Source organism: Falsihalocynthiibacter arcticus (assembly GCF_000812665.2).
GTDB lineage: Bacteria > Pseudomonadota > Alphaproteobacteria > Rhodobacterales > Rhodobacteraceae > Falsihalocynthiibacter > Falsihalocynthiibacter arcticus.
Genome location: NZ_CP014327.1, coordinates 1,760,282 through 1,778,291 on the forward strand (window position 1 = coordinate 1,760,282; position 18,010 = coordinate 1,778,291).

The following is an 18,010-nucleotide window of genomic DNA, read 5'->3' on the forward strand; positions in this document are numbered from 1 at the left end:
CATAAAATGACAGATAAAATGGACGCCCAGAAGGCTCAAGCTTCGGACTGGTTCGGGACTTTGCGAAACGAGATTTGTGCCGCTTTTGAAGCGCTCGAAGATAGCCAAACTGAAGGGCCTACTTCTCAGCTTCCTGCAGGTCGGTTCGAGTTGCGCGAGACTTCACGCACGTCCGCCGATGGCAGTGATGCGGGCGGTGGGCTGATGAGTGTGATGCGCGGTGGCCGCGTATTTGAAAAAGTGGGCGTCAATATTTCAACGGTTTACGGCGAGCTTGGCGAGGGGGCCCAAAGGGCGATGGCCGCGCGTAAGGGGCTTGCTGGAATGGCGGACGACCCACGGTTTTGGGCCTCTGGAATAAGCCTTGTTGCGCATATGCAAAACCCACACGCGCCAGCTGTTCATATGAATACCCGCATGTTTTGGACGCCACATGGCTGGTGGTTTGGCGGCGGTTCCGACCTCAACCCTTGCCTTGAATACGAACAGGACACGCTCGATTTTCACGCAGTGCAAAAAACGCATTGCGACCGTCACGACGCGCAATACTACCCGAAATTCAAAGAGTGGGCTGACGAGTATTTCTATATTCCACACCGCAAGCGCGCGCGTGGCGTGGGTGGCATTTTCCTTGATGATCACAACACGGGTGACTGGGCCGTTGATTTTGCCTTCATTCAGGATGTTGGACGCGCATTCCTAGCGGCTTTCCTTCCGATCACCGAACGGCGTCGCAATACGCCATGGACGGAGGCCGACAAAGAGGCGCAACTCGTACATCGAGGTCTCTATGCGGAATATAACTTGGTGTATGATCGCGGAACGAAATTCGGCCTCGAGAGTGGTCATGATCCCGAGGCCGTGTTGATGAGTCTTCCGCCGTTGGCGAAATGGATCTAACCGCGTAGGGCTTTGAGCATAACGTCCACATTTGCAGGGTCTGCGTCAGGTGTGATGCCATGGCCGAGGTTGAAGATATGGGGGCCGTTGGACAGGGCTTCCTTGATCCGCTTGGTTTCTGAAATCAAGCGATCCCCGCCTTCAACCATAAGTTTTGGATCAAGGTTGCCTTGAACGCACCCATCTTTTTGTAATTCTTTCGCGGCCCAAGCAAGGTCAACTTTGGTGTCGATTGCAAGGCAGTCCGCGCCCGTCGCTTTGGCGAATCCCAGGTAGGCGTCGCCCGCTTCCCGTGGGAAGGCAATGACGGGGATGTGTGGAAAGCGTGCCTTGAGTTGCGAAATAATGCGCTTGGTTGGTGCGAGGGCGAAATCATTGAAGTCGGCCCCTTTAAGCGAACCGGCCCAGCTGTCGAACAGTTTGACGACTTCGGCGCCCGCTTCGATTTGGGCCGAAAGGTAGGAAATCGTGCCTTCAGTGATGAGGTCGATCAGGTTTTGAAAAGTCTCACGGTCGGTAGATTTGAGCGCGTGTGCGGGGCCTTGATCGGGAGTGCCTCGTCCAGCGATCATATAGGTCGCGACGGTCCAAGGGGCACCGGCGAAACCAATGAGAGCGGTCTCTTTGGGAAGTTCGGATTTGAGGATTTTTAACGTTTCATAGATTGGGTTGAGCGTCTCGTGAATGCCATCAACACCGGTCAACTTATTGAAGTCGCTTGCGGATGTGACCGTTGAAAGGCGCGGTCCTTCGCCCGTAACGAACCAAACATCTGCGCCTAAGGCTTGCGGCAACAACAGGATGTCGGCAAAAACGATGGCGGCATCAAAGCCATAGCGACGGATGGGCTGTAGGGTAACTTCTGCGGCTAGTTCTGGATTGTAACAGAGCGACAAAAAGTCTCCCGCTTGAGCGCGCGTGGCGCGATATTCGGGCAAATATCGCCCCGCCTGACGCATCATCCATACGGGGGGCACTTCGAGTGTTTCACCCGCCAATGCGCGCAATAGTTTTTTCTGTTCAGCCATTTCGTGCCCCTATAGATTTTCACGCAACACTTTTCGTGTCGTGGCCGCGTTGTCAAGGTAGAGAGGCCAACTGACGCATTGTCAGGCGCATTTGCCGCGCGTAAACACGGGGCATGAAAACAACTTTACCCACTCCCGACGCACCGCTGAATATCGGCACCCGTGGCTCTCCGCTTGCACTTGCTCAAGCCTATGAAACGCGGGCGCGTTTGATGGCAGCATTTGATTTGCCTGAGGCGGCATTTAATATTGTGGCCATCAAAACCACCGGCGACCGTGTGCAGGATCGCGCTTTGCGGGAAATTGGCGGTAAGGGCCTGTTTACCAAGGAAATTGAAGAGGCCTTGCTCGACAAATCCATCGATATTGCAGTGCATTCCATGAAGGACATGCCCGTGGAGCAGCCCGAAGGGTTGGTTCTTTCGACATATTTACCGCGTGAAGATGTGCGTGACGCGTTTATTTCGCCGACGGTCGCGCGATTGGCCGATTTGCCCCTTGGCGCGGTCGTGGGGACATCGAGTATGCGCCGACATGCACAACTCAAAAAAGTACGGCCCGATTTGGACGTAATCGAATTCCGTGGCAATGTGCAAACGCGGCTGAAAAAACTTTCCGAAGGGGTGGCCTCCTGTACGTTTTTGGCGATGGCGGGTCTTAATCGGCTGGGAATGACACATGTTGTCGCGAGCGCGATTGAGGTGTCCGAGATGCTTCCGGCCGTGGCGCAAGGTGCGATCGGCATTGAGCAAAGGGCCGACGACGTGCGGTCAAGCGAGATGCTCGCAGCCATTCACGACATCCAGACGGGCCAGCGCTTGGTCGCCGAGCGTGCGTTTTTGGCGGCGCTTGATGGCTCTTGTGAGACTCCGATTGCGGGATTGGCGGAAATTTCGGGAGAGACATTGCGCCTCCGAGGAGAAATCATCCGCCCCGATGGAAGTGAAAGCCTTTCGGACGAAATTTCCGGCCCCATTTCAACTGGTGCCGAAATGGGTTTGACGCTAGCGAACCGTTTACGCGCCCGCGCACCAGAAGATTTTTTTGACTGGATGCTCTAGGGCAGAACTTTCCCGGGGTTCATAATCCCGAAGGGATCGAGCGCGGATTTTATCGCCCGCATGGTCGCGATGGCCGTCGCGTCTTTTTGGCGCGCCATTGACCCGAGCTTTGAAATGCCGATCCCATGTTCAGCAGAAAAACTGCCGCGCAAGTCAGAAACCACATCTTCGAGGGCTTCAATAATGCGTTCTTCAAGTTCGGGTGACGCGGAGCTAGGCCAAATTGTAGGATGGACGTTTCCGTCGCCGAGATGACTGACATAAAGGGTCGTCGCTGCGGGATCGATGAGCGCTAATCGGTTTTCAAATTCCAAAATAAAAACTTCGACTTTGTCCAGAGGAACGGAAATATCGCAGTTCACAAACGGCTTTTTGTGAAACGCGAGGTCGGCGGCTTGTTCGCGACGTTGCCACATTTCTATGCGCTGTGTTTCATTTTGCGCAACGGTGGCATCAAGAATTTCGCCAGTCTCAATCATATCAGCTAGCGCATTTTCCAGCAGGTCCACAATCGGGATTTCGCCGACTTCATTTGGCAATGTGTCGCGTGGTGCCGTCGCGCCGATTTCGACCAAAATGTTGACGGGGTGGATTTTCTCGAACGGAGCTCGCGCGTTGGGGAAAAGTTCGGCGTGGAGTTCCATATAGCTTGCCGGCATAAATTCAAACGCTTCAACCGCGCCACCAGTGGATATTTGCAGCTTGTTGAGTAAGTCCAGTGCGGGAGAAAGGGATGCGAGTGCGACCATTGCCGTGCCATAGGCCGCTGGTTTTGGCACGAGTTTCAAAACTGCGGCGGTGATGATTCCAAGCGTCCCTTCGGCTCCAATAAAGAGATTGCGCAAATCATAACCGGCGTTGTCCTTATGAAGCTCGCTCATCAGGTCCATGATTTCACCGGACGGAAGCACCACTTCTAGCCCCAAACACAGCGCACGTGTATTTCCATAGCGCAGTACGTTTGAGCCGCCAGCATTGGTGGCCAAATTCCCGCCAATCATTGCTGACCCACGCGCGCCAAATGTGAGGGGGAAGTTTAAACCGAATTCTGCGGCTGCTGTATGAAGGTTTGAAAGAATGACGCCTGCTTCTACAATGGCGATGCGCGCTTCTGGTCGCATTTCGCGTATTGTATTAAGCCGACCAAGAGAGAGTAAGATGGCTCCATCGGCCATAGTTGCGCCAGTAAGTCCGGTGTTTCCACCGATTGGAACGATCGGGATTCGATTCGCAGCTGCCAGTTTGACGATTTCACTGACTTGCTGAGTGTCTAGGGGGCGGACAACAGCGAGCGGATTAGACGTGTATTTTCCCGTCCAATCTGTTGAATAAGCTAAGACGTCTGCTCCTGTCAGAACGTGTTTTTCGCCAAGTAGATTAGAAAGTTCCGCAATAATGTTCATTAAAATTCCCAATTTTGAATGTGATTGTCTCGCAAAATGGCTGGAAGTGCCAGTGAACAATTCGGTATGGAAAACTTTCCGACGACTGGCATTTTTTCTGAAACCCCTGCATAGTCGTTTGATTCAGAAAGTTGTGTCTGTGGGGGAATTCGAGAGTGCCAGAAGTTAAGACGACACGAGTGGCAGATGCCTATTTGCGTTTGAAAGAAGAGATTCTTTCAAACCGGATGCCCTCAGGGTTTCAGGCGCCAGAGCCGGAAATTGCTACGCTCTTGGGGATGAGTCGGACGCCTGTACGCGAAGCCTTGATTAAGCTGGAAGCGGAGGGGTTGGTTGAGTTGATTCCTCGAAGAGGCGCGCGCGTGTTACCTGTTTCGCTAGAAGACATGGCCGAAATTTACGAGATACTTACTGCCCTTGAGCCTGAAGCTGCGGCAGCTTTGGCGCGCCGACGTCCGAGTAAGGAAGAATTAAGTGGCATGGAGCAGGCCACATTGGAGATGGAAAAAGCTTTGACGGCAAATGATCTGGATGCATGGGCCGATGCAGATGATCGCTTCCATCGGTTGCTCCTAGAATTGCACGGGAACAAGCGCCTCTTGGCGATGGTTTCGGTTTTGTTCGATCAGGCGCACCGTGCCCGAATGGTGACATTGCGCATGCGAGCGATTCCAGAGGATTCCACGCGCGTTCATCGGGAAATACTGGAAGGGATTGCCGCTGGAGATGAGGCGGGGGTTGCAGAACTCTTTCGGGAGCACCGCAAACGCGCATCTTCAGAGCTATTGGATATTCTTAAAAAGTTTCGCCTTTCGGTACTTTAAGTGTGCCATACATTTTTGACAAAATTGTAAGAAATTTATGGGTTTATCGCCGAGTTTAGGGCGGCTTTCGACGCATTTAGGATGGCGGGGAGGAAAGGTAGTTCGTTGATGAAACCGTCATTTTGCCCGGCTTTTCCCATCGACTCGAGATTTGCGAGGGTTGTCTGCAGGCGCTGCGCCCCAAATGTGGACGCAGAGCCAGCTAGACGGTGAACTTGCGGTATCGAGTTTTGGACACGAAGCGGGTCGTTAATGCGAGTGAGCTCGGCGATTGTGGTTTCTGCTTCAACGACAAACCTTTTGAACAGATCGTCAACACGAGTTTGCCCAAGTATTTCGAGGAGTTGCAAGAGGATGTCTTGGTTGACAAGAGCAACGTCGCCGTCTCGGGTTTCAGCGTCCCCTTTTTCCTTTCTGTGTGGCTCCAAAATCTGTGAAACAGATTTCGCCAAAATCTCGCGAAGTTTGTCGCGGACGACAGGTTTGGCAAGGCAATAGCCCATTCCGGCAGCTTGAAAACGTTTGATATCGTCAGGGAGAGCATGGGCCGTGAGGGCGATAATCGGGACACCGGAATAGTCGGAATTTGACTCTCGAATACGCTCGGTTGCGGACACGCCGTCCAAACGTGGCATGGATATGTCCATGAGGACCACGTCAAAAGCGCATTCGATTGCAAACCGCGCGCCCTCTTCTCCGTCCTGGGCTTCCGTCACTGTATGCCCATCTGCTTCTAGCATTTCGCGTGCAACAAATCGATTTATTTGGTTGTCTTCCACCAACAGTATTTTCAAAGTCTTTTGGAACAAAATGGGTGGCGAGTCTTCTGTCGCAACTTTTGGCAGATGTACTCCTTGCTCAAGCGTATCCATATGTCTTGCGAACGGAACTCTAAACCAGAATAGACTGCCTTCTCCCTCTTCGCTTTCCACCCCAATTTCTCCGCCCATTGCTTCCACAAGACGCTTCGCAATCGGGAGGCCAAGTCCTGTACCCTCGGCTTCGCGGTCAAAATTGGGGTCGAGTGTCACAAAATCAGTAAAGATTTCGCCAACACTTTTCTCGGCAATCCCCAATCCCGTGTCTGCTACGCGAAACTCGATTGTTCCAAGATCGTTTTCGAGGTCTTCGGCTTCAATTAAAATACTCCCTCGAGATGTGAATTTGTTGGCATTGCTGACGAGGTTCAGAAGTATTTGCCGTACCGCTCCCGGATCACCAACCACGGTTCCCAACTCGAATTCTGAGGTCCCGATTGAGAGATTATTTCCCCTTGAACTTGCCAGAGAACGCTGACCGTCGCAAACCTCGGCTAAGATGTCGAAAAGGTTGAATGGGCGTTTTTCAGATTTTGCATGCCCAGCCTCAATCTTGGAGATATCCAGCACATCGTTCACGTGCTCTAGCAGATGGTTGCCGGATTTCACGGCAATTGTTAGGTACTGGATTTGTTTGGTGGTTAGTGAAGTTCGGGCGAGGAGGTCCAAGGTTCCGAGAAGGCCATTTAGGGGCGTGCGCATTTCATGGCTCATAATTGCGAGAAAGCGGGATTTAGCTTTTCCCCCCTCGAGAGCTTTGTCACGAGCCTGCATGAGTTCGGTCTCCGCAGCTAGTTGAGCCGAGATATCGCGCAAATATGCAATGAAAAGGCGTCCGTCCGGGGAATGCGTCGTTCCGATGGAAAGTTCGACGGGAAATGTTTTTCCATTTTTGCGACGTGCGACAAGTTGAACACGTCCATCACCAAGTAGATGATCGTCGCCGGTTGCCAAATAGCGACGTATCGAGCGCATGGACGGCTCTACCCGATCTTCGGGGAAGAATAGATCAATCATATTCCCCCCTAACGCCTGTGCCTTGGTGTGGCCAAATAAGTTCTCAGCAGACTTGTTGAAATCTAGTACAATTCCGTGTTCGTTAACGACTAAAATAGCATCGAGGGATGCCGCAGTCGTTGATGTAAGGCGGGCGCCCAGTTCCAAAATTGCTTGTTCATTTCGACAGTTTGTTCTTATTCTGAGCGATAGTGTGGCTGTGAGAAACGCGATGAGGGTGGCCATAGCTGCTGCTAAGTAGGTCAGGTTTTGGGATTTTTTTGCGGCTACGTTCAGTTTGTCTTCCACCTGATTATCAATAAAACGCAGCGTCTCCAAACCCATAAGGAGAATTTCAACTGACATTCGTTGCGCGGTGGATTCAATTTGTTCCGTACGGTCAAAAATCGTCTCCGGCGTGGACAGGTGAACAAATTTAATCTCCTCAATAGTCCTCAAATAGCGTGAAAGCGCGGCCCGAACTTCTGGAACACTGCGAAGGGCCTTAAACTTTGGGCCCGTATTCAAATCGTTAAATTGGTGAACCATCTTTTCGTAGGCATTGCTCAAATCGCTGCTGAGAGTTTGCGTCATGCCTTTCGACTTCGATACAAAATCCGCGCTTTTTCGAAGGAGGATAGCTGCATCTCCTAGCGAAGAGAGGGCATCAACAGTACCGCCTATTTCGGGTGAGGTCGCATTGACCGTAGTCTCAAAGCGCGTTGTCATTAGGACATATGCCGCCCCCAAACAGATAAGTATAAGACTCCAGAACCCAATTGGAGCGATAACGGCCCGTGCATTTATTTCAAACAGTCGATATTGGGACATCGGGTACTGTATCCTTTTGAAATTGTGCAAACAGTTGGGGTTAGAAACCTTTGGCGTCCATGTTCAAGATCCATTTCTACGCAGCCAAGCTTTAAAAAAAGTGAATAATTATCTAAGCTTTTTCTAAAATTGTCAGAAGTTTTGGAAGGATATTAGCTAAGGCGAAAGGATAGTCTGATAGCATCTAATGCACAGGGCGCTATACCATTGCAGGGGTGCCCAGCCCCCTAGGGGAGTATGTTAGAGTTCTATTAAGGTCGGGGCTTCAACATAGGAGATAGCAATGGCGGCATTTGGAAACGTGGTACCATTCAATCGGGAGCCCGCGCCGTCTGAGCTGATAAACGTTGGACCGTCCTTGAAGGGTGATACATTGAAGTTCTTGGTGGCAGACGATCATGACTTGGTACGCGAAGCGATTGGTTCTTTCATAGAAACCGAGGGCGCCGTGGACGTTTTTCTAGCGGCTGATCTTGACGAGGCACTAAAAGCCATCGACGAGCAAGGTGCCTTTGATCTCGTGTTGCTGGATTACAATATGCCAGGAATGAATGGTCTTGAGGGGCTCGGTAAAGCGATTGCGCAAAACGGGGGGAAGCCTGTAGCTATCCTTTCAGGATCGGCATCGCGGAGCACGGCCGAGGAGGCCATAAGGGCCGGTGCCGCTGGGTTTGTGCCCAAAACACTGGGGTCTAAGTCGATGGTGATGGCCGCCAAATTTATGGCGCAAGGAGAAATATTTGCCCCCTTTAATTTCATGCAGAAAATGGGCCAGCCCGAGGACGTTAAAACGGGGCTGACACAGCGTGAGCAACAAGTTTTGCGTGGAATCGCGGAGGGTAAATCCAATAAAGAAATCGCCCGCGACTACGACCTTCAGGAAGTTACCGTTAAACTCCACGTAAAAACTCTGAGCCGCAAGCTTGACGCGCGCAATCGGACGCATGCCGCAATGATCGCTCGGGACCGCGAGTTGATTTAGCTTAAACGGAAACTGATTTAACGAGTTCAGCTTTTTTAAGCTCGGCTTTTGTGCCGGCAAGCGATACCGAACCGCGTGTCAGTACACAAAATGCATCAGCGAGGTCATAGGCAAAGCTGAAATACTGCTCAACCAGTACGATTGCCATATCCCCTTGATCGCGCAAATACACTATAACACGGCCAATTTGTTGAATGATGTTCGGTTGAATGCCCTCTGTGGGTTCATCCAACAGAAGCAATTTGGGTTTGGTGATGAGGGCGCGGCCAATCGCAAGTTGTTGCTGCTGGCCACCAGAAAGATCGCCGCCGCGCCGCCCCTCCATTTCCTTCAAAACGGGAAAAAGTTCGAAGATTTGATCGGGGACCATGTGTTCCGATTTGGGTAGGCAGGCAAAACCCGTTTCCAGATTCTCCCGTACTGTCATTAACGGAAAGACATCGCGCCCCTGCGGAACATATCCAACCCCCTTGAGTGCCAAGGCGTGCGCGGGCGGTTTTTGCAGCGCTTCGCCATTTAAGGTATAACTTCCATCCGTGCGATGATGGGTGCCTGAAATGGCTTTCAGAAGGCTTGTTTTGCCCACGCCATTCGTTCCCATAACACAGGTTACCTGACCGGTTTCTGCTGTCAAATCGATGCCGTTCAATATTTGAGAACCGGAATAGTGCAGGGTCAACCCTTTGATTTTCAACATATCTATCGTCCTAAATATACGTCGATGACGTCTTGGTTTGAGGTCACGTGATCGAGACTACCTTCTGCAAGGACTGAGCCTTCGTGAAGGACGGTCACTTTGCAATTAAGGCGGCGAACAAACTCCATGTCATGCTCAACGACCACGACGGCGCGGGTTTTTGCGGCTTCGACAAGGATATCAGTGGTCTGTTCGCGCTCGGCCAATGTCATGCCTGCGGCGGGTTCGTCGACCAGAAGCAAGCGCGGCTCTTGTGCCAGTAACATGCCGATTTCGAGCCATTGTTTTTGACCATGCGACAGTTCGCCTGAGTGGCGTTCAAGTTGCTCCGAAAGGCCGATTTGCGCCGCGAGGGCACGTACTTTCTCGGCATCTTGTTCTGACTTTTTATAGAACAAAACGGAAAACGGTGAACGGTTCTTCTTGAGGGCCAGAAGCAGGTTATCAAAAACGCTTTGGTCTTCGAATACGGTGGGGCGCTGGAATTTTCGACCCACACCCGCTTGGGCAATTTTGGCTTCGGACATACGCAAAAGCGACAGAGATTTCTCTCCAAACAGGACCCGCCCTTCGTCTGGACGTGTTTTGCCGGTTGCGATGTCCATAAACGTTGTTTTTCCCGCTCCGTTCGGCCCAATGACCGCCCGTAATTCCGCATCAGCGATTTGAAAGCTCAGATTGTTGATGGCCTTGAAACCGTCAAAGGATACTGAAACGCCGGATACTTCTAAAAGTGTGCTCATTCTTTGGCCTCCTGTTCCCGAAGGGAGCCCGCATCAGGGCCGAGATCTGCACCGTGGCGATTTGGCGCCAGTCGACCAGAGAAGTAATCAAACAAGCCCCCTAGACCGCTTGGCGCGTAAAGTGTGACCAATACAAACGAGAGGCCAAGAAGGACGAGCCACCAGTCAACCCATTGAACTGTATAGAAACCAAGGGGGATATCGGGGGCTTGGCCGCCTGTGAACCATGTGGAAAGAAGCGACACGAGGGCCGCGCCGAGAACCGCTCCATAGAGGCGCCCGCGTCCGCCGATTGCGACCCACACTGCGAGGTAGATTGAGGCGATGGGCGCCATTTCTCCGGGATTGATGATCCCTGCCTGTGGGTAGTACAGCGCGCCAGCAATCGCAGCGATGATCGCCGTCAGCGTGAATATAAAGAGTTTGTAGCTTTCCACCGAATAGCCGAGGAACCGAACGCGAGCCTCATCGTCGCGGATGCCGCGAATGACGCTGCCGAACTTTCCAGAAACAACCCATGCAGAAAGGATATAGCCAAGCCCAAGCGCGAGGGCAGAGGCCCAGAAAAACCAAAGTGAAATTGCCGATTGTGGCACGGCGTCAAGGCCGGGAAGGTTCTGCAATCCGGAAAGACCATTGTTGCCGCGCAGGCCGCTTTCGTTTTGAAAGAGGTACAGCGAGAGCGCGAGGGTCATGGCTTGGGTCAGGATGGAGAGGTAAACCCCTGTGACGCGACTGCGAAAGGCAAGCCAGCCAAAGATTGCAGCAAGGAGGCCCGGCACCAAAATCACGAGCGCTAATTGGATGGTCAGACTGTCGGCAAAACTCCATATTAGGGGAATATCTGAGCCCCCCACAACGCCGAATATTTGGTTGCCTATGGCGTCTGACACTTCTTGAACGGTGGGCGGAATGCTGGCGTCCGAGAGGGAGCTTGCGACGATGAGTTCGGTGCGGGCATACATCAGCCACATGCCAATCATATAGCCACCGATCCCGAAAAATGCGAAATGCCCAAGGGACAAGATTCCGCAATACCCCCAGACAAGGTCCATCGCGAGGGCGATCAAGCAGAGGCAGAGCGTTTTGCCTAAAGTCTTGATGAAGCTTGTAGAAATAACGCCCACACCAAAGCCTTCAGAGAGAACCGAGACCACAAGGGTCAAGAGCGCGAGGCAGGCGATGAAGATGAGGACGGACGGGTTACGCGCGAAAAAGGTGTTTTTCATGGGATCAATCTCCTGCCGCACGGCCCTTGAGGGCGATGATGCCTTTGGGGCGGAACTGGATGAAAATAATGATAAAGATGATCATATAGGTTTGGGCCGCCAACGTGTTTGAGGGGTTGAACCATTCAATTGATTTTTGCAGTCCACCAATCATCAGGGCCCCTGCGAGTGTACCCCAAATATTGCCGACACCACCAACAACAACCGTCATAAAACTTTGCACGATATAGTCGTTGCCAATCTCCGAGGTTACCTTGGCGAAGAGGCCAATCGCGACGCCCGCGATCCCCGCAATACCTGAACCCAGCCCGAAAGTGAGCATATTGATGCGGTCGGGATTGATCCCCATTGAGGAGGCCATACGGGGATTTTGAGTTACAGCGCGCACTTCAAGGCCGACCCGCGTTTTCTTCATGATGAAAAGAAACAGCATCAAGAAGATCAGTGCCAAAACAAAGATCGCGATGCGAATATAGCTAATGGACACCACGTCGTTGATGGACAATGCACCATCGAGCCAAGCGGGAGAGGTGAGGGGGCGAGCTTGTGTGCCGAAGATGTTTTTCGCGAGTTGTTGAAGCGCGACGGAAATGCCGAATGTCGCCAGCAGGGTTTCAAGCGGGCGATTGTAAAGCCAGCGAATGACCAGCCGTTCCATTGCGACACCCGCTGCGAAGGTCACCAAAAAGGCCGCAGGAAGCGCGATAATGAGCGAGAGCGTATAGTTCGGAACGATTTGCTGAACCACATATCCTGTATAGGCCCCCATCATGATAAACTCGCCATGGGCCATATTAATAACGCCCATTACCCCAAACGTGATGGCAAGGCCAATGGCCGCGAGGAAGTAAATTGACGCAAGTGAAAGGCCATCTAGGGTCAGATCGACAGCTTGGCTAATCCCGACTTTGACCTCAATCGCATCCAGCGTTTCACGCGCGGCGGTTGTCACTTCGGCGTTCGGCTCGGTATAGATTTCGTAGTAAATGTGGGCCGCAATGCTTGCGCGCTGGGCGGCGGTGGAAATAAGCGGCGCCACAAGCCCTTGCTCTGCCAGTGTTGAATAGGCGGCTTCGCGGGCTACGTCCGTATCGAGGGTATAGGTGGGCACTCCTGCGACGAAACCGTCGACAATGTTCTCTTCAAGAGCCGCGCGAATTTCTTTGTGGGTAGGGATCGGAAGCGCAAGGTTCTCCTCAATCAGGAGAGCGTAGGCTTCGTTCGGTCTGATGTCTGTGTCGACTTTAAGAGTGCGAGCGACGTTGCCGATTGGCTCGCCCAAGACCGCAAGGAGCGACGTTTGCAGGATCGGATTCAGAGCTGCACGGGCGTCAACGCCAAGGTCGCCTTTGAGGGATTTGATCGCAGCAACGCGCAGTTGAACATCGGATTCATATTGGACAGCCAAAAGGCGTTCTAGGCGGATTTTCTCAACTTTAATCGCGGGGTCTGTTTCACCGTCAATAGCCCCTCGAATGGCGGGCAGGTGGTAGGCCGTTGAATCGCGGCCAATCGCGACGAGGGCGTCACGGCGCTTTTCGATGTCTGGGTCCATGAGCTGGAACCGCACAAGTGCAGCACCTATCAGTCCGCGAACGCCTGAATTTGGTTTGATCTGATTGATCGCGTCTTTCTCAACTTCGCCCAAGGCTTCGCCAGAGATGACGTCGAAAATGGCATAGGTTTTGGTCGGTGTAATTTTGGCGGTCACAAAACGCTTGTCCGCTTCAAGTTGCCAAAGGTTTTTCCCCTGCCATGCTTCTAGCACCATTTGAGCTTCAGGGAGGCCACTGTCGCGCAGGGCGACAATTGCGGGCTCAACCGTCAGGCGGGAGCTTTTGACAATGGTGGCTTCATGCGTCGCCAGAATGTCTTGGATATCGACAGGTTGGGCATTTGCGTCAACAGGGGAGACAGAGAGCACAAACGCAGTAAACAGCGCTAGGAGGAGAGTTTTCATGGGAGCCTGTCGGGGTTATTCGGGAAAAAAGAGGGCGCGAACGCCCCCTTTGAGGATTTTCAAGCGCTTAGTAGTTGGATTTTATCTGAACGCAGGTCTTTGTTTCGGTGTTGTACATGCCACAACCAAGGTCTTTCCAATCGGATGTAAGAACCGCGGATTCTGGCAAGAAGTCAGTCCACGCATCGCCTGGAACTTCAGTTGTTTGGCTAACGATATCGAATTGACCGTCTGCTTGGATTTCGCCGATCAATACAGGTTTTGCCAAGTGGTGGTTTGGCAACATAACGGCCATACCGCCCGTGAGGTTTGGGATTTCCTGGCCGTACATTGCGGCGCGAACGGCGTCGACGTCGGTTGTGCCCGCTTCTTCAACGGCGTTTACCCACATGTTAAAACCGATGTAATGCGCTTCCATCGGGTCGTTTGTGACGCGTTCGTCGCCCATTTTGGCTTTCCAAGCGGCGATGAATTCAGCGTTTGCATCGGATTCGGCGGATTGGAAGTAGTTCCAAGCGGCGAGGTGACCAACAAGGTTTGCTGTATCAAGGCCGGAAAGCTCTTCTTCGCCCACAGAGAAGGCAACGACGGGGATGTCATCCGCCGAGATACCAGCTGCGGCAAGCTCTTTGTAGAAGCCGATGTTTGCGTCGCCGTTGATTGTAGAAATAACGCCAACTTTTTTACCGTCAGCCCCTAGGGCCACAACGTCGGCGACGATTTTTGACCAATCAGAGTGACCGAAAGGTGTGTAGTTTACGAAGATGTCTTCAGCCAGAATGCCTTTGTCTTTGAGGTATTGCTCAAGGATTTTGTTGGTTGTGCGCGGATAAACATAGTCAGTGCCAAGGAGGGCGAATTTCTCAACGCCAAGCTCATCAAGGAGGTAGTCGGTTGCAGGGATGGCTTGCTGGTTGGGCGCCGCACCTGTGTAAAATACGTTTTTGGAGCTTTCTTCGCCCTCGTATTGAACGGGGTAGAATAGCAGACCATTAAGCTCTTCGATCACTGGAAGAACTGATTTGCGCGAAACCGAAGTCCAGTTGCCAAAAATAACGTCGACATCATGAACGGTGAGCAATTCGCGCGCTTTTTCCGCGAACAATGGCCAGTCGGATGCTGGGTCAACAACCACGGGAACAAGCATTTCGCCGTTCACGCCGCCTTTGGCGTTTTGCTCATCGATGAGCATCAACATCGTGTCTTTGAGGGTTGTTTCCGAGATCGCCATCGTGCCGGAAAGAGAGTGGAGGATGCCAACTTTAATGTCGGCGTGGGCTGCGGTTGCGAGGGTTGCAACGGCTGCTGCTGTGGAGAGAAGTTTCTTCATCGTGTCAGGTTCCCTATTGTCTCTGTGGCGCAGTTCGGTCCGCGCCTAGGAAATAAGCTTAAAAAGCTATTGTGTTGCTGTCTGTATCAAAATATGACCGTATGTGTTGCAAATAGTGCAACGCTTACAAAAGGCAACACCGTGCGCCACCTCCAAATCTACCGTGCAATCAAGACCGTCGCAGAGCAGGGGTCGTTCCGTAAGGCATCGGAACTATTGGGAATTTCGCCATCTGCACTTGTTCGACAAGTGAAGGCTGTGGAGGAGGAACTTGGCGCGGAAATTTTTGACCGCCTTTCTGTGGGCGTTCGACTGTCGACCGTCGGAGAAATATACCACCGCCACTTTATTGGGCACCTTGCTGAATTAGATCGCGCAAATGGAATCGTGGCGGATATGAAGGGCGTGCGAATCGGGCAGGTAAATCTTGCTGTTAGTGCGCCGTTTTCATTGGGGTTCCTGCCAAAAGAGATCGCCGCCTTTCGTGAACGCCATCCGCGCGTTAGTTTTTCGGTGGTGACCGGGGACAGCGACAGCATCAACGAAATGCTCCTGAACGGGCAGGCGGACTTGGGCCTCATCCTTGAACCCAAACCACGGTCAGGCGTCGAAACCATCTTGCAAGAACATGGGTCGATTTCACTCGTTTTGGGGAAGGGCAGCAAAACGGTCCTCTATCCCCACGAGCTCGAAGATCACGACGTTATTTTGCCCACTAATGGCACGGGAATGCGGAACCTTTTGGATACGCATTTTGCCCAAGCGCGGTTAAATATTCATCAGATTCTGGAGATGGACACATTGGTTCCCCCGCATGTGTCCCCGCTGCTAAGTCTGCAGTTTTGGCCAACACTTGCACTGGATGCAGACATTGTGCAGCAAATGGGTGGACAGGTGGGGATCATGCAAAGCATGCCACGTTGCAACATCGCCCTGTGTCAAATTGAGGGTCGACCGTTGCCAATAGCGGCAGCGCGATTTGTCAGTCAACTGAGTGCCAAAATCGGTGCTTAAACTCCGGGAACAGGGGTGTCTGTCATGAGGCGCAGGCCAAGGTGCGCTGGGGGCGACCCGACGGCGCATCCGCCCCGAGCGGGATCGCGAGTGAAAATCGGGATGGCTGCGATGTGTTCACCTGCTACAAAATAGGCGGGGCATTTGGCCAAATCCAAATTACCCGAGTCTCCCGAGTAACAATCGGCGGTCCATTCCCACACGTTGCCGTTCAAGTCGACAATACCCTCTGCTGTGGTTTCAAAGCTGCCCGATGGGCGCAAGGAGCGATTGATTTCAGGCTCCATTAAGTATGTTGAAGCCCAAGATAATTCCGGATCGGTGAAAATGGGGTCTTTTTCTTCGGGCAAAACCTCATGGGCCATTTCGTTCCACTCGTTTTGGGTGGGGAGGCGAAATGCATGCCGCGAAGCCGCATTAACCCATGTCAGGTATTCGTTCACGTCCATCCAATTGAGGTTCGTCGCAGGGAAATCTTCGCCCGTTTTGCGGATTTTCATTTTCTGAGAGCAGGCATCCGCATCAAAACAGCGGTTCCACTCGGCTGCCGTGACTTCGAACTTTTGCACCATCACACTGCGTCCATCGGAAAATTCAAATACTTCCATTTGAGGAATGTATTGCATATCGGGGCCCCTGAGAGGCCCCAAAGTTATGGCGGCAATGCCCAAACCCAACCCAACAAGGGCAGTTGCGCCGATGATGATTTTTGCTCTGAGTTTGGTCATTGGTTTTCTCCGCTAAGTTTTAAACGCCCATTGGACGTGGCGCGACAACTTGTTCCATCAGGTCATTGTCCCATTCACCTTCGACAACAAAGTGTGCCGATGCGCCCAGAAGAACAGCCTCGATGAGGTTGTGATTGACATAGGCGTAGACGCCCGGCTGCTCAAAGGTGTACATCGCCGCCCCTGCGGAACCGCCGCGGATGAACCATGTTTCCATGCCGGTTTGTGGCGAGTCAGTGAATGAGCCGCCTTCCCAGACAAAGTTCCCATGACCACCAATAAGGTGTGGGCGGGTGTCACGGTTGGCTTGGGCGTGGATCATTAGAACGGTGTCGCCGACCTTGGATTTAAGTGCGTTTTCTCCAGTCAAAGCCCCAACGGCGCCGTTGAATACGGAGTGTGTTGGGATAAGAGTGCGCATGGCGTCGAGGCTATCGGAATAGTCTTCGCCCGCGGATTCATACTGGATGTATTCACCATCTTCGTCCATTGGCAGGTAGTAGTCTTGCTCGCCGATATAGGCGATTTGGTCGTAAGTCAGCGCATTGCCGTCGCCATCTTTTAGGCCGTCCCGTGGTAGAACCATCACCGCGCCATTCATGCCGTGACATACGTGGTACGGGATCATCGCACCGCCGGGGGCACAGTGATATACGAACACACCGGGCTTGGTTGCTTTCCAGCGTAGAACCGCTTCTTCACCCGGAAGAACGTGGGTTAAGCCACCGCCACCAAGCGCGCCAGTTGAGGCGTGAAAGTCGATATTGTGTTCAAACACGGAGTTTTCTGGGTTGGAAATTGTCAACTCAACATAGTCGCCTTCGTGCACGATAATCATCGGACCAGGGACGGAACCGTTATATGTTAGGGCCCAGATTTTGGCGTCTGTATCTTCGTCGACAACCATTAATCTTTCTTCGGTGACAAAGCTAACTTCGACGATTTTTGGGCCACCTGTAGCGACTTGCTCGTGTTTTGGAGCCATTGGTGGCATCACCATTTCCTGCTTAACGCGGGGCAAGTGTGACAGGTCGACGGTTGCGGCGGACACTGTTGTTTTCTCAGCAACGGGAAGAACGAGGCCTTTGCCCATCGAAGGTACATGGGGTGCACTCCGGCGAGTTGTAGCGAAGGATGGGGCTGCGCCAGTCATCATTGCGGCACCCGCCATTGCGGTACCAGTCAAGATTGTTCGGCGCGATGGTAGGAATTCTTTTTTTATGGAGGCAGTCATTTTTTAGTCCTTCCAATTCAATGCCACGCACATTTGCGCGACTTCACTTAAGTGTCTCGGCCCCTCGTTGGGGCGGGATAACACGTTCGGTTGGCGCGGTTTGTACGTGTGCGCCGTTGGGAACTTTTTGACTGTCTTGGCGATTCTGCGCCTTGATAGAGATCAAGAGAAACAAAGAAAAACTTGCATTTTCACGGGGGGAAGGGACGATTTTTGGGGAAGGGTCGCGGGC

15 protein-coding genes are annotated in these 18,010 nt (G+C 52.5%); 5 read left to right on the top strand and 10 right to left on the bottom strand.

Annotated elements, in window-relative coordinates:
* Positions 1-6 precede the first annotated feature (6 nt).
* Positions 7-900, top strand: coding sequence for an oxygen-dependent coproporphyrinogen oxidase (hemF, locus tag RC74_RS08750; RefSeq protein WP_039001904.1), 894 nt, complete (start codon positions 7-9; stop codon positions 898-900).
* Here hemF and hemE read toward each other — a convergent pair.
* Entirely contained in the window at positions 897-1,928 is a 1,032-nt protein-coding gene (hemE, locus tag RC74_RS08755; protein WP_039001905.1) for a uroporphyrinogen decarboxylase, read from the bottom strand. The two genes, hemF and hemE, sit on opposite strands and share 4 nt — an antisense overlap.
* 113 nt (positions 1,929-2,041) lie before the next feature.
* Here hemE and hemC point away from each other — a divergent pair, with 113 nt between their 5' ends.
* A complete protein-coding gene (gene hemC, locus RC74_RS08760; protein ID WP_039001906.1) occupies positions 2,042-2,989 on the top strand; it encodes a hydroxymethylbilane synthase in 948 nt (315 codons plus the stop codon).
* On the opposite strand, the gene RC74_RS08765 is transcribed toward hemC, so the two are convergent.
* Positions 2,986-4,392 (bottom strand): FAD-binding oxidoreductase, encoded by a 1,407-nt coding sequence (locus RC74_RS08765; protein ID WP_039001907.1) that lies wholly within the window; start codon positions 4,390-4,392, stop codon positions 2,986-2,988. The two genes, hemC and RC74_RS08765, sit on opposite strands and share 4 nt — an antisense overlap.
* Positions 4,393-4,547: 155 nt before the next feature.
* Between RC74_RS08765 and RC74_RS08770 the strand changes: the two genes are divergently transcribed.
* Positions 4,548-5,216 carry a GntR family transcriptional regulator gene (locus RC74_RS08770; RefSeq protein WP_039001908.1) on the top strand — a complete coding sequence of 223 codons (669 nt, stop codon included), beginning with the start codon at positions 4,548-4,550 and terminating at the stop codon, positions 5,214-5,216.
* A gap of 35 nt (positions 5,217-5,251) precedes the next feature.
* Here RC74_RS08770 and RC74_RS08775 read toward each other — a convergent pair whose 3' ends face one another.
* Positions 5,252-7,759: an ATP-binding protein gene (locus tag RC74_RS08775; RefSeq protein ID WP_169798725.1), complete on the bottom strand. Its 2,508-nt coding sequence runs from the start codon at positions 7,757-7,759 to the stop codon at positions 5,252-5,254.
* 385 nt (positions 7,760-8,144) lie between these two features.
* Here RC74_RS08775 and RC74_RS08780 point away from each other — a divergent pair, with 385 nt between their 5' ends.
* Entirely contained in the window at positions 8,145-8,843 is a 699-nt protein-coding gene (locus RC74_RS08780) for a response regulator transcription factor (protein ID WP_082802226.1), read from the top strand.
* A 1-nt stretch (position 8,844) separates the two neighbouring features.
* Here RC74_RS08780 and urtE read toward each other — a convergent pair whose 3' ends face one another.
* The 5 genes from urtE to urtA all read right to left on the bottom strand — a co-directional run bounded on the left by urtE (position 8,845) and on the right by urtA (position 14,802).
* The gene (urtE, locus tag RC74_RS08785; protein WP_039001909.1) at positions 8,845-9,540 is read right to left on the bottom strand and encodes an urea ABC transporter ATP-binding subunit UrtE; all 696 of its coding nucleotides are present in this window, start codon (positions 9,538-9,540) and stop codon (positions 8,845-8,847) included.
* 2 nt (positions 9,541-9,542) lie between these two features.
* The gene (gene urtD, locus RC74_RS08790; RefSeq protein WP_039001910.1) at positions 9,543-10,283 is read right to left on the bottom strand and encodes an urea ABC transporter ATP-binding protein UrtD; all 741 of its coding nucleotides are present in this window, start codon (positions 10,281-10,283) and stop codon (positions 9,543-9,545) included.
* Complete coding sequence (gene urtC, locus RC74_RS08795) at positions 10,280-11,512, bottom strand: urea ABC transporter permease subunit UrtC (protein ID WP_039001912.1); 1,233 nt, start codon at positions 11,510-11,512, stop codon at positions 10,280-10,282. The genes urtD and urtC overlap by 4 nt, the downstream gene beginning before the upstream one ends.
* A gap of 4 nt (positions 11,513-11,516) precedes the next feature.
* Complete coding sequence (urtB, locus tag RC74_RS08800; protein ID WP_039001914.1) at positions 11,517-13,472, bottom strand: urea ABC transporter permease subunit UrtB; 1,956 nt, start codon at positions 13,470-13,472, stop codon at positions 11,517-11,519.
* 67 nt (positions 13,473-13,539) lie between these two features.
* On the bottom strand, positions 13,540-14,802 hold the full coding sequence (gene urtA / locus RC74_RS08805; RefSeq protein ID WP_039001915.1) for an urea ABC transporter substrate-binding protein: 1,263 nt from the start codon (positions 14,800-14,802) through the stop codon (positions 13,540-13,542).
* 93 nt (positions 14,803-14,895) lie between these two features.
* On the opposite strand from urtA, the gene RC74_RS08810 reads away from it, so the two are divergent.
* Positions 14,896-15,816 carry a LysR family transcriptional regulator gene (locus tag RC74_RS08810; protein WP_052274790.1) on the top strand — a complete coding sequence of 307 codons (921 nt, stop codon included), beginning with the start codon at positions 14,896-14,898 and terminating at the stop codon, positions 15,814-15,816.
* On the opposite strand, the gene RC74_RS08815 is transcribed toward RC74_RS08810, so the two are convergent.
* Together RC74_RS08815 and nirK are read right to left on the bottom strand one after the other, a co-directional pair.
* Complete coding sequence (locus tag RC74_RS08815; RefSeq protein ID WP_039001917.1) at positions 15,813-16,544, bottom strand: formylglycine-generating enzyme family protein; 732 nt, start codon at positions 16,542-16,544, stop codon at positions 15,813-15,815. The two genes, RC74_RS08810 and RC74_RS08815, sit on opposite strands and share 4 nt — an antisense overlap.
* A 19-nt stretch (positions 16,545-16,563) precedes the next feature.
* Positions 16,564-17,637 (bottom strand): copper-containing nitrite reductase, encoded by a 1,074-nt coding sequence (gene nirK / locus RC74_RS08820; protein WP_417935187.1) that lies wholly within the window; start codon positions 17,635-17,637, stop codon positions 16,564-16,566.
* Between the last annotated feature and the right edge of the window lie 373 nt (positions 17,638-18,010).

Excerpts from the sequence above, each read along its gene's own strand:
- hemF (WP_039001904.1), top strand. The coding sequence starts at position 7 with ATGACAGATAAAATGGACGCCCAGAAGGCTCAAGCTTCGGACTGGTTC.
- hemE (WP_039001905.1), bottom strand. The coding sequence starts at position 1,928 with ATGGCTGAACAGAAAAAACTATTGCGCGCATTGGCGGGTGAAACACTC.
- hemC (WP_039001906.1), top strand. The coding sequence starts at position 2,042 with ATGAAAACAACTTTACCCACTCCCGACGCACCGCTGAATATCGGCACC.
- RC74_RS08765 (WP_039001907.1), bottom strand. The coding sequence starts at position 4,392 with ATGAACATTATTGCGGAACTTTCTAATCTACTTGGCGAAAAACACGTT.
- RC74_RS08775 (WP_169798725.1), bottom strand. The coding sequence starts at position 7,759 with ATGACAACGCGCTTTGAGACTACGGTCAATGCGACCTCACCCGAAATA.
- RC74_RS08780 (WP_082802226.1), top strand. The coding sequence starts at position 8,145 with ATGGCGGCATTTGGAAACGTGGTACCATTCAATCGGGAGCCCGCGCCG.
- urtE (WP_039001909.1), bottom strand. The coding sequence starts at position 9,540 with ATGTTGAAAATCAAAGGGTTGACCCTGCACTATTCCGGTTCTCAAATA.
- urtD (WP_039001910.1), bottom strand. The coding sequence starts at position 10,283 with ATGAGCACACTTTTAGAAGTATCCGGCGTTTCAGTATCCTTTGACGGT.
- urtC (WP_039001912.1), bottom strand. The coding sequence starts at position 11,512 with ATGAAAAACACCTTTTTCGCGCGTAACCCGTCCGTCCTCATCTTCATC.
- urtB (WP_039001914.1), bottom strand. The coding sequence starts at position 13,472 with ATGAAAACTCTCCTCCTAGCGCTGTTTACTGCGTTTGTGCTCTCTGTC.
- urtA (WP_039001915.1), bottom strand. The coding sequence starts at position 14,802 with ATGAAGAAACTTCTCTCCACAGCAGCAGCCGTTGCAACCCTCGCAACC.
- RC74_RS08810 (WP_052274790.1), top strand. The coding sequence starts at position 14,896 with ATGACCGTATGTGTTGCAAATAGTGCAACGCTTACAAAAGGCAACACC.
- RC74_RS08815 (WP_039001917.1), bottom strand. The coding sequence starts at position 16,544 with ATGACCAAACTCAGAGCAAAAATCATCATCGGCGCAACTGCCCTTGTT.
- nirK (WP_417935187.1), bottom strand. The coding sequence starts at position 17,637 with ATGGGCAAAGGCCTCGTTCTTCCCGTTGCTGAGAAAACAACAGTGTCC.